Here is a 12,640-nt window from a genome sequence, read left to right as displayed (position 1 = left end):
TACTATTGACCTAAATTTTGCACCTTATCTTTCAAATCTCGAACTTGATCTACCGTCTGCATAAGCTCAGAGTTTTTAAATTGCTCTACATCCACTTTGCCTTCTTCTATCTTTGTCTTCGCCGTATCAATTAACGTATTTAACTTTTCGTTATATCCGACGATTTGTTGATGAAGATCCTTTGCTACATCAGGTGGCGTTAATTCATTGAATGCGGGTATATCTTGTTTAATTTCACTAAGCTTCGTTTCTAATTCTTTTCGAGCCTCGCTATCATTAACGGCCTTTTCTGCTAATGCTGGTGCATCATTTGCAAATGCACTTATTTCATTTACATAGTCTGTCGCCTTTTGAGCATAATCTATGGAGTTCTTTCCTTCTTCCACTATTGAACATCCCATTAAACCAATTGAAACTATAAATACTAATACAATTGATTTTGTTTTCATTTTAGACCCCCTTCGTCCTTATAATTGTCTGTAATTTTCTCTATACATAACTTCTAGCTAAATTGTTTATAACCTTTTTCAAATAGCTATTTACCCTCTTACATGCCCTATTATCGTTACAACATCTATTTCTATATGTACGCTTATAATATCTTCAATTATATCCATATACCCTTGTCCTATAGCTGTTCCATAGTGTAATGTAAGCCCCTTCTTTTCATACACTGACTTTGGCACTGAAAAAATAAATCTCCTCAAGTTTCTTTCATCAGCTGGTTCCATAATTAAAACAATCCCATCCTCATCAAACATATACGCTCGCCCTCCAACTTTACATTCACTATGGCTCAGTATTGCCTTGGTCAGCAAAATTTAAAACATAATAAGTTAAGATACACTCTGCTCTATCATAAAGTGAAACTTTAATTAGCCCTCACAAGTCGACTCTTTATCGGCAAATAGCGGGATAAAAATAAAAAGCATTCATTCTTTTTTATTAAGAATGAATGCTTTTTAAAAAATCAATTTCCAACTCTAGCATCTTTTTTTGACGAGGTTTTACTTTCCTTACGGGAACTCCAGCGTAAATATACCAATCATCTAAACTCTCTTTTACCATACTCATCGCGCCGACTGCCGTACCTTCTCCTACAGTTACATTTGGAAAAATAATAGAATTAGCACCAATAATCACATGTTTTTTAAAAATAACTTTTCCTACTTTCACATTCCTATATTGATTCGGGACGGTTGGCCCCATTAATGTATTTCCACTGAAATCATCAAGTACTGCATATACGATTGTTTTAGCTGAAATGTTTGCAAAGTCATGCATTTCAATCCCAATTTCCCCTCCATATAACGCTGTATACGCCGAGATGTGCGAATAACTTCCAATTGTGATTTTGCCACTTAAAATGCAAAAGTCATCAATTCTTACATTATTGCCAACTGATATAGCACCCGGATTATATATACTTGCTTTTTTACTAACCAATACATTTTTCCCAACAGATAAAAATCCAATTTTCTTTAGTTCTTCTTGACTATAAAAACTATTCATCTACCAACACCACCTTCTGCTCTAAACAGATTACAATTTGCTCTACTAGTTCTTTCGTCATTCCTTCCCATAAAGGTAAACTTACAATTCGTTTTGCTATTTTATTCGTTTTTGTTAAATCTGTAGACTTATATTTTCTAAAAAGAACTTGTTGGTGGCAAGATGGTGAAAAGTATAATCTAGCTTCTATTTTCTGTTTTTTCAGTTCTTCTATTACTTGTATGTTGTGAACTTCTTCTGGACAAATGATAGGCATAAATTGATGAATAACCGCTTCTGTCTTTTGGACTTCCCACCCTTTTTTCATTAACCCAGTACTTTGCAATAACTGTTTATACCATTCAGAAATACGGGTGCGTTCTTTTAATTTTTGATCCCATCTTTTTATAGTCGCTATCCCAATAGCTGCTGCGTATTCAGACATTTTACAATTAAACCCCATCATCGTGCATTCACGATTTTTATCAAATCCGAAATTCCCCATTCTTTTAATACGTTGTATATCTTCTTCGTTTTTACTATATATGAGCCCTCCTTCACCAATTCCGAAAGGCTTTGTTGCATGAAAGCTATATACGATCATTCCACTAAAATCCTGACCGTAATGCATACCACTATTCATTAATCCAAATCCCGGTGCCGCATCTACGACAACCGGAACCCCGATTTTCTCTAATTCTTCATATTCTTCTAAGTCCATCCATGATCCAAAAGTTGCGTACGGGACAACAATCGCAACCTCTTCTTTTAATTCTTCTATCTTATCCAAAAGTACGGTTTTATCCATATACCAATCATCGATTGAAATATCAATAAAATAAGGTTCCAATCCACACCAAATAGCCGCTAAGACAGTCGCAGGGAATGTAAAACTAGGCATAAGAGCATACTTTCCCTTTCTTCTTTTCTTTAGTTGAATAGCCGCCATTAACCCTAACGTTGCATTTGCTACTGTTGTAACAGCTCCCCTGTTTTGAAAAAATGCCGACATAATTGTTTCCTCAAAACGTTGATTTATAGGTCCATAATTCGTATATATGTGAGATGTATCAATTTCCTTCAATTCGTCCAAATACTCAATTACAGGTACAGTTGAAGCACGTAAAAAAGGAATATTCTCCATATCTATCTATTCCTTTCTATCATTTTCGGACAATATAGAGCATATCTGTTTCAGATAATCCAAATTTCCTAGCACTTTTCATTCCTTGTTTTTCCGCTATGTTATATAATTCCACCTTAAATCCTGCATTCATTAATCGTTGAATAAATCCCGATTGATTATAAATTCTCACATGATCTTCTTGACCAAAAGCTAATTTCCTCAATTGTGGTGTTACAATTAATTCATTCTCTACAATAAAATCTACATTCATTACGATTGGTACTTGAATAATTCCCCATCCATTTGGCTTTAACACTCTATATAACTCTCGCATTGCTTTGTCATCATCAGGAACGTGTTCTAACACATGGCTACATAATATTACATCAAAAGTATTACTATCATATGTAATCCTTGTAACATCAATTTCCTTCATTAATGGATCCTTTGGTTCTAAGTCACCACATACATACGTAATATTTTTATACTCGTTAAACCAATCTCTTAACTTCGCTTCAGGTGCAATATGAAGCATAGTATAGTTTCTATTTAACAAGTCTGTTTCCGTTTCAATGTATGTACGATACAATCTTTCACGATCCATCGAATTACAAACTGGACATATCCCTGTATCTTTATTCCACATCTCAAATTTATATTTCGGAAAATCATAATGTGCTGGCCAAGGTGAAAATTTTTCAAATTGTTGATTGCAATATTGACAATAACAAAATTCTTTCTCAAACATGTGAGCAACTAATTTGTGTAACCCTTTTTTTATCTTTTCATTATAAATTTGATCTATTTCGCCGTTTCTTACTGCATCCTTAACTATAAATCCCGCATTTTCTAAACAATAAGATAAACTCTCTTTATACTCACTTTCAGAACTTAAAAATCCACTATTATATGCATCTATAATTAATTCAATCCACTCTTCAATTGTCATTAACATAAAATGCATTTGTTTTTGATTTTGTCCACTATGTTGTCTAAAATAACTAAGAGGTTCTTGTATATATACTACTTTTCCTTTTCTCATCATATCTATCCAAGTTACAATATCATTAATAGCAGAATAAGCCTTTCCTTTAAAATACCCAAACTTACCTTCAAACAAATCCCGATTAAACAAAACAGTTGTCGGCTCACCAACTATATTTTTTAAGTTTTTCAACATATAATTCCCTAATTCTTTTCCTTCAAAAAGTGTTGTTTCTTTCGCGATTTTCATATTCAATGTTGACGGTGGTAATATCTCTCCATTCTCATCAATCAGTTCACGATATGACGTCACAAATGAAATGTTTTCTAATGCCAAAAAGTATTTCATCATTCTCTCGATCTTTTCATGATGAAATAAGTCATCATCTAATAAAAAATTTATATAATCCCCATTCGCAAGTTCTATACACTTATTAAAGTTTTCGGCAACTAATGGCGTTTCATTTTTAACATATGTAATACACTCATATTCACGTAAGTACGGTTGAATCATAACATTGACTTCATTATTTGTACTGTCGTCAGAAATAATAATTTCTATATTTTCATATGTTTGATTCAGAGCACTGTTGAGCGCTAATTCCAAGTAATAAGGTCTATTGTATGCAGGAATAAGTATACTTACTTTCGGTAAAGAAGAATTATTATTTATATGCTGTTTTTTCTTTTCTATATTTATTTTCTTTCCTCTAATTTTTTGGTAATAGTCTAATGTATATAATATCGATGATGGAACTATCCTTCTTGCATAATCTAGAAAATTAGTTATCGCTTTGTCTAAATCTTTTTCGTTGGATAAGAAACCATATTTTTCTCCCGCTATAATACTGTGTGAAAAATCTTCTAACCCATCCATCATTTTATTAGATTCATTTAACTGTTGATCTGGATGTAATCGAAAGTAACTAAGTGTCTCTGCTATATATACTGCTTTTCCTTTACTTAATAAAGATAACCATGAAGCTATATCTACGTTACATAAATACCGCCTCTTATCAAAAATCCCAAACGGTTCTTGTAAATCATTTTTACGAAATAAAACTGTTGTTGGTTCTCCAATATAATTTTTTTGATCCACAATTACCTTATTTCCTAATTCTATTCCCTCTATAATCGTATCCTCTTCAAATAAACGGACAGTTGAATAAATATGTCGTAGTTCTTTCCCTTTATCATCAATTACTTGACGATGAGATGTTACTAGCTTAATTTCATTATCTAGATCATTGAAAAAATACTTCATCATCTTTTCAATTTTATTCACATGAAATATATCATCATCCATTAAAAAATTTATATACTCACCGTTCGCTTCATGAAATAACATTAGCGCATTTTCAAATTGTCCGAGAGTTGATCTGTTTTTTATATAAATAATATTTAAATGATCACATAAATATTTTTGTAACACCTTTTCTGTTTCGTCATTCGTGCTGTCATCTCCAACTATAATTTCTATATTAGGGTACGTTTGTTCTAACACACTACATAACGCCTTTTCAAAGTAGCGAGGACGATTATACGTAGGAATTAACACACTTACCAACGGAAGTTGCTCTACGACCTCTTCAATTCTTTCAATACGAGTTCTCATTTTAACTCTCTCACCTCTTCGCATATTATTTATATACGCGACACAAAAATCACATTACTTTAACTGTATGGAGCCTATATACTTTTATGCAAACATGAAACAAAATATCATACTTTTCGTTCCTGAATAAACATATTTAATAACGCGGACATTTTATTTGCACCTTTTTTATTCATATGATCACTATCATAAAAATCATCCTCACAAAATAATGGCGAATCAAATAGATCTATGATTTGAAAAGAATATTGAGTTTGAAACTCATTTATAACTTTATAAAAATCTTCTTTTAATTTCTTACTACTACAATTGAAATAATGTGAAGTAACAGGGAATACAACAATTAATGGCTTTATATCGTTTTTTAATAGTAATTCTAAATATTTCTTAAAAATCATTTTATTTTCAACTAAAGTATGAGGATACGCCAATTTAGCGTGTGAAGCTGCTCTTATTTTCCCGTGTTCTTCAAAAGGAATGTAAAGAGGAGTAGTATTCCATTCAGCATTTATCCAAGGCAGTACCAATGATTCATCTTTTAGTTCATCTAATAAAATATATTCAAAATGCAAATTAAAAATAGAAAGAAGTGGTTTCGGAGTATTTAGATGTGAGAATCCATCAGTGGGTAGAGAAGAATGAACTACAGTATGATGACCATCTTGAAACAATGGATAATATACTTTGTGAATTCTATATGATTCAGATGATAACGACATATCAAAGAAAAACGAGAAATAGGCTATTCCTATTAAACAATATTGAAATGAATGAGTGTTTGATAGAAGTTGTGACGCTATTAAATAATCATAGTATAGATCTTGCGATGGAAGTGTTAATTTTATTGACTTTTTTGAGAGGAGCTCCGTACTTATGCCACAATGCGGATAAGACAAACCGGTAGCAAACAATTCATACGTCGGATCACTCTTTGCTTTTTTCATAGAAATGTATAAAGACATAAGCTCTGGATTTATTTGATAGATAGAAATTAATTTATCCTTCCATTCATACATGTATTTTGTTAAATTAATAATTTTTGAACTTTGCACGCCCCTATTTATCAAGTCATTTGTAAGTTTTTCTGCGTCCACTCTCCAAATGACTATATATTGAAAAGAATTTTCTATTCGAACAACATCTGAAACGTCTACAACATGAACTATTGTTTTACATTTATTTTTGTCTAATGTATTTCGAATCCTCTCCCCGGATAATTCATCACTTAAAACAATGATTTTATACTGCTCCTTCATGTGCATCCCCTCCATTATATGTATAATATGAAATTCATTTTTAATTCGTAACAATCATATACACCTGCAATCTAACAAAAAAATAGCTCCACCATTAGGCGTAGCTATTTTTACAATTATTGCTTATTCAAATCATATTCCTTTATCTAACTCATAAAGTTTACGATACTTTTCATTTTCTTTCAAAAGTTGTTTATGACTACCTTGCATGACAATTTGGCCACGATCAAGGAATATAACTTCGTCTACATGTTCTATTCCTACAAGATGGTGCGTAATCCAAATAACCGTCTTTTCTTCCGTTGCAGAAAACATTGTTTCAATTAAAGACAATTCTGTTTTCGGATCTAAACCGATAGTCGGTTCATCAAGTACAATGATGGGTGTTTCTTGCATAAGAGTTCTAGCAAAAGCAACCCTTTGTCTTTCACCACCAGAAAACCGCTTTCCCATTTCATGCATTTTTGTTTGTAATCCGTCTGGAAGAGAAGTAACATGTGAAGCTAGTTGTGCTTTCTCTAAAGCTTTCCATATCTCTTCATCCGTCGCCTCTGGTTTGCCAATTCGTACATTATTTCCAATTGTCGTATCAAACAAATGGGGCTTTTGATTTAATACAGAAATATATTTAGATAAAAGATTCGTATGAGCTCGTTCACCATTCAATACAACTTGGCCGTTTACTGGGCTTAACGCCCCTGTTAACAATTTTAGTAAAGTAGATTTCCCTGTCCCACTTCTGCCTAAAATAGCAATTTTCTTCCCTGCTTTTATTTGTAATGATACGTCTTTTAATACAATCTCATTACTATCTGGATAACTATACGATACGTGATTCAGTTCAATATCTACATGTCTTGGTTCAACGTAATCATTATCTCCATACAAATCCATTTTATCATGTAAAACACTATCACTTTCTACGCCATTAAGACGATGGGTAGATTCTACGTACGACGGGATTCGATCGATGGCATCTGCAATAGGAATAAGCGCATTCGTTACAGATAAAGTCATTAATACGAAAGCTGCGATAACTGTAGGAGCAATTTGCTCACTTGCCGCTTCATTTCCAGTCCATATAATCATCGAAATAACTACAATACCTACTACTAATTGAATGATACTGTCCCGAATATGATACCAGCGTTTCACTCTCTTTTCGATTTTTAACAACTGATCATTTTGTTTTACATACTCATTAATAAATTCACCTTTACGACCACTTGCCTGCCAATCAGATAATCCAAAAACAGCATCCGTCAGTTGTTGATACAAACGGCTTCTGCCTTGCTTTAAAGTAACATGGTGTTTCTTCATCAAAAGTAATGATACAAATGGAAGAAGAAACACGATAATAGCTAACATACAACCTACAATAAGTGCAAACACAAGGTCAAATGCACCGATAACAAGTACGAAGATACTATAAACAACTAGCGCTAATATACTAGGAAATATTGTACGTAAATATAGGTTTTGCAAATGCTCTATATCTTCGGATAACACTCCTAACATATCACCCGTTTGAAATCGAGAACGGAAAAATAACGCCTGTGGTTCTACTATTCTATATAGCTTCGTTCTCATTTTTTCTAATATACGTAGTACGACATCATGTCCGACTAAGCGCTCTATATAATGAAACACAGCTTGCCCTATACTAAACGCTCTTGTTGCAACAATAGGAACATATACAGCCATTACATTTTCTGGTCTAAGGGCAGATTTTGAGATTAAATAACCTGAAATAAAAAGTAACATCGCTCCTGAACTAACTCCAAGAAGACCAAGGAAAATAGTTAAAGTCATTCTACCTTTATTTTGTTTTATATAAGGTTTAACCCAGTTACTCATTTCTCTCCCCTCTCTTCCCTATGAAAATGTAATGTCTCACTCTCTAAAAGTTCTTCATACGTCCCACTTTCTATCATTTCCCCTTTATTTAAAATAAGGATATGGTCCATTTGTTTCATCCAATGTAGACGGTGAGTTGCTAAAAATACTAACTTTCCATTAAATAGACGTAACATCGCTTGCTTTATTTCAAATTCGGTTTCAATATCAAGATGTGCCGTAGGCTCATCTAATAAAATGATTGGTTTTTTACTTAAAAGTGCACGCGCCATAGCAACACGCTGTTCTTGTCCGCCACTTAGCATACGTCCACCTTCTCCAATTCTTTCGTGCATCCCATTTGGAAGTGATGTAACGAGTGAACGAAGGCCGACTTCATTAATAACTCTTTCAACTTCTTCATCTGTTGCTTTTGTTTCATAAAAACGAATGTTATCCTTTAATGAAAGCGGAAAAATATAAGGTTGCTGCGGAATGTAAGCAATATTTTTTTGCCAATCTTCACGAGTAGATCCATCAACTTCTAGACCATTTACTAACATCTTTCCACTCGAAGGAGATAAAAACCCGGCTAATACGTCGATTAACGTCGATTTCCCCGCACCACTTTCACCAATAACACCAATAGCACCGTTACCTTCCCAAGTAAAATTAATTCCTTCTAATATAGCCTTTTCAGATTCAGTATTATTAACTTTGATATCTTGTAATTTCAAGCTACTAGAGGCATTCCATACTATATCTTCATTTAAATCTTTCTTTTCTATTCCTTTTTGTTGTTGCAAAATCTCTTCTATTTGCTCCATCGCAATTTGTCCATCTAATGTCGCATGATAATTTGCTCCCACTTGTTTAATCGGCAGAAAATATTCCGGAGCTAAAATCAAAATTGTAAGGGCTGGTAATAGTATAATCGTTCCATCTATTAAGCGTATCCCTAATCCAACTGCCACAAACGCGATTGATAAACTCGTAAAGAAATCTAATGCAAAAGAAGAAAGAAAAGCAACTCGCAAAGTACGCATCGTTGCTTTTCTATATCTTTTACTTACTTTTTCAATCTTTCCTTCGTGCTGTTCACTTTTCCCTAAATACTTTAATGTTTCTAAACCTTTTAACGTATCTACAAAATGGTTCGAAAGTACACGATATATCTCATACTGACTATCTGCCATTTTTTGCGCTGCTAATCCGAGAAGAATCATAAATATGATCACGATAGGAATTGTTACAACTAAAATGATTCCAGACTCAATATCTAGCGTAAAAACATATAGTACAATTAGACCTGGAACGATACTACTTCTAATCATTTTAGGAATCGTTAATTCAATATATGTTTTAAATTTCTCAATCCCCTCAATTGATAAGGTAACCAGATGACCCGTTCCAACCGTTTGAACATATCTTGGACCTAATGTGAAATATGCCTCTATCAATTGTTTTCTTAGTAACGACCCTGTTTTTTCGGCAAAACGTTCCACTAATATTTGTGATGTTCGAACTACTATGTTACGCGCTGCAAACGCGATACCAAAATAAACAATTTCACTTAATATTGTTTGTACTGTCTCTCCATGAAATAAAAACGTAATGGCTCGTGCTAAAAAGATTGTTTGCGCAATAATACTAAAAGCTTCTAAAATACTAATAATCGTTAACGCTACATATAAAATACGGCTACCGGGATAAGACGGAAGTCCTCTTTTTCTTTTCATTAGTACTCCAAATCGTTGTCTGACTTAACAGGTTGTCTAAATACATAATAACTCCATATTTGACTTCCGATAACGAAAGGCAAAATAGCAATCGCAAAGTAAGTCATAAGTTTTAATGCATAAGCTCCTGATGCTGCGTTGTAAATTGTCAAATCATTCATTGCTCCTAAAGAGCTAATCATAACACGTGGGAACATACCGATAAATACACTCGCACTTAGTAAAATGATTGTTAAACTCGTCATAAAGAAAGCCCAACCATCTCTTCTTCTTTTATTTAATAACGTGGACACTAATAGTGCTACAAAAGCTCCGATTGGTACCATAATCCATTCTGTTCCATGAGCAGTGAAAATGTCGGTTTTCCATAACCCCACACCAGCAAAAACAAGAAGTGTAATTAATGAAAATGGTGCAATTTTTATTGCAGCAATTCGTGCACGTTCTCTCAATTTACCAGTTGTACGTATCGTAAGAAATTGTAATCCGTGAACAATACATAGTAGGAGAAACATTACTCCCCCAAGTAACGCAAATGGATGAAGTAATTGCAGGAATCCACCAACAACATTTTTGCTCTCATCAATAGGTACACCTACCATAAAGTTTGCAATCGCAACTCCCCAAAGGATAGGAGGTAACATACTTCCAATAAACATCCCCCAATCCCACGCACTCTTCCATTTATGATTATCTATTTTCGCACGAAATTTAAAGGAAACACCTCTTAAAATTAAAGCAAGAAGCATAAATACAAACGGAATATAAAAACCACTAAATAAAGTTGCATACCAGTGCGGAAATGCCGCAAACATGGCTCCACCAGCACAAACAAGCCATACTTCATTCGCGTGCCAGAACGGTCCTATTGTATTTAAGTAAACTCGTTTTTCAAAATCATTCTTTCCTAAAAACCTCGAAACCATTCCTACCCCAAAGTCGAAACCTTCCAGTACGAAGAATCCAACAAATAAGATTGCAATAACTAAAAACCATAACTCATTAAGAGATAACATACTCTTCCTCCTTATCAAATGGATCATGGCTTTGATAATCCTTTTTCGTTTTCTTATTTGTGTGGCCCTTAATGGTACGAACAAATAAGTACACACAAATTCCACCCATAATTAAATACATTGATGTGAATGAAATAAGTGAGAATAATACTTCACCGAATGTTACATTTGGTGATACAGCATCTTCTGTTTTCATTACACCAAATACAACCCAAGGTTGACGACCCATTTCAGTCATAATCCATCCTACTGTATTACCGATGAATGGAAGAGAAATTGCATACACCATTAATTTTAAATACCACGTTTTTTCAGCTAAACGATCTTTTCTTGATAAGAACCATCCGTAAGCTCCTAGAAGAAGCATGAATGTTCCACTCATTACCATCGCTCTAAAACTCCAAAACATTGTATGCACTGGAGGAATATAATCCCCAGGTCCATATTTTTCTTCATATTGTTTTTGAATTTGATTCATCCCTTCAACTTGACCGCTAAACTTATCATACGATAATAGACTTAGCATATAAGGGATTTGAATTTCAAACGAATTTTCTTTCTTCTCTGTATCAATTTTCGAAAATACTGTAAATGGCGCTGGATCCTCACTTGTATTCCATAGTGCTTCAGCTGCCGCCATCTTCATTGGATGTGTCTTAATTAATTGTTGCGCTTGTGCATGACCGAAGAATAATACAAGCGCCGTTGTAATTGTTCCAACAATGATAGAAATGCGGAAAGATTTTTTAAATACTACAGTTTCTTGTCCTTTTGTAATTTTCCATGCACTTACACCCGCAATAAAGAATGCACCTGTTGCAATTGCTGCTGTAATTGTATGCGGGAATTGTACCCATAGTTGTGGGTTTTGAATAATGGCTAAGAAATCATTCATTTGTGCACGACCATCAGCTGCCATTTCATACCCGACAGGTGACTGCATAAATGCACTTGCAGTTAAAATCCAAAATGCTGATAACATCGTTCCAATTGAAAGGAGCCAAATACACATTAAGTGAATTCGCTTCGGTAATTTATCCTCACCGAATACCCATAAACCTAGGAATGTAGACTCAATGAAAAATGCCAGTAATCCTTCAATTGCAAGCGAGGGACCAAATACATCACCTACAAAACGTGAATACGTTGACCAATTCATACCAAACTGAAATTCTTGTAAAATACCTGTTACTACACCTACTGCAAAGTTAATAAGGAATAATTGCGTCCAAAACTTTGCCATCTTCTTATATACTTCTTGTCCTTTTACCACATACAACGTTTGCATTATCGCAATAATAAAAGCTAAACCAATTGACAGCGGAACAAAAAAGTAATGGAAAATCGTTGTTGATGCGAACTGTATTCGTGCCAATTCGAGCGTTTCCATACTAAAATCACTTCCTTCATAGTTTTTATAATAAAAGTTAATTGAGCAATCTTATCAAACTCAATTATTAAGAAATACGAAAAGACAAAAACATTTTGTATGTATTGTCGAAAAATATGAAGTTTCAGTTTTTCAAACTATTGCAATGCTAATTTTTACCTTTTCACTATTTCTGTAGTGTTTTATT

General features: G+C 33.7%; 10 protein-coding genes. All 10 read right to left on the bottom strand.

Features of this window, described 5'->3' with window-relative positions:
• Positions 1–2 precede the first annotated feature (2 nt).
• A complete protein-coding gene (locus JFU02_RS29190) occupies positions 3–449 on the bottom strand; it encodes a DUF6376 family protein (RefSeq protein WP_098022546.1) in 447 nt (148 codons plus the stop codon).
• Between the two features lie 90 nt (positions 450–539).
• Positions 540–761, bottom strand: a complete 222-nt coding sequence (locus JFU02_RS29185; RefSeq protein WP_000459099.1) for a hypothetical protein — start codon at positions 759–761, stop codon at positions 540–542.
• 184 nt (positions 762–945) lie between these two features.
• Positions 946–1,512, bottom strand: coding sequence for an acyltransferase (locus JFU02_RS29180; RefSeq protein ID WP_029442030.1), 567 nt, complete (start codon positions 1,510–1,512; stop codon positions 946–948).
• Positions 1,505–2,635, bottom strand: coding sequence for a DegT/DnrJ/EryC1/StrS aminotransferase family protein (locus JFU02_RS29175; protein WP_029442029.1), 1,131 nt, complete (start codon positions 2,633–2,635; stop codon positions 1,505–1,507). Before JFU02_RS29175 ends, JFU02_RS29180 begins: the two co-directional genes overlap by 8 nt.
• A 19-nt stretch (positions 2,636–2,654) precedes the next feature.
• The gene (locus JFU02_RS29170; RefSeq protein ID WP_201072012.1) at positions 2,655–5,216 is read right to left on the bottom strand and encodes a glycosyltransferase; all 2,562 of its coding nucleotides are present in this window, start codon (positions 5,214–5,216) and stop codon (positions 2,655–2,657) included.
• A gap of 107 nt (positions 5,217–5,323) precedes the next feature.
• Positions 5,324–6,472, bottom strand: a complete 1,149-nt coding sequence (locus tag JFU02_RS29165; RefSeq protein ID WP_201072009.1) for a hypothetical protein — start codon at positions 6,470–6,472, stop codon at positions 5,324–5,326.
• 132 nt (positions 6,473–6,604) lie between these two features.
• Positions 6,605–8,329: a thiol reductant ABC exporter subunit CydC gene (gene cydC / locus JFU02_RS29160; RefSeq protein WP_016082016.1), complete on the bottom strand. Its 1,725-nt coding sequence runs from the start codon at positions 8,327–8,329 to the stop codon at positions 6,605–6,607.
• On the bottom strand, positions 8,326–10,047 hold the full coding sequence (gene cydD / locus JFU02_RS29155; RefSeq protein ID WP_043935023.1) for a thiol reductant ABC exporter subunit CydD: 1,722 nt from the start codon (positions 10,045–10,047) through the stop codon (positions 8,326–8,328). The genes cydC and cydD overlap by 4 nt, the downstream gene beginning before the upstream one ends.
• Entirely contained in the window at positions 10,047–11,063 is a 1,017-nt protein-coding gene (gene cydB / locus JFU02_RS29150) for a cytochrome d ubiquinol oxidase subunit II (protein ID WP_000950083.1), read from the bottom strand. Before cydB ends, cydD begins: the two co-directional genes overlap by 1 nt.
• A complete protein-coding gene (gene cydA, locus JFU02_RS29145) occupies positions 11,050–12,453 on the bottom strand; it encodes a cytochrome ubiquinol oxidase subunit I (RefSeq protein WP_000448870.1) in 1,404 nt (467 codons plus the stop codon). Before cydA ends, cydB begins: the two co-directional genes overlap by 14 nt.
• Positions 12,454–12,640: the final 187 nt, after the last annotated feature.

The organism is Bacillus sp. TH13, from assembly GCF_016651175.1.
GTDB classification, from domain to species: domain Bacteria; phylum Bacillota; class Bacilli; order Bacillales; family Bacillaceae_G; genus Bacillus_A; species Bacillus_A thuringiensis_S.
The sequence above is the reverse complement of the archived record's forward strand: the minus strand, read 5'-3'. Positions and strand labels throughout refer to the sequence as shown.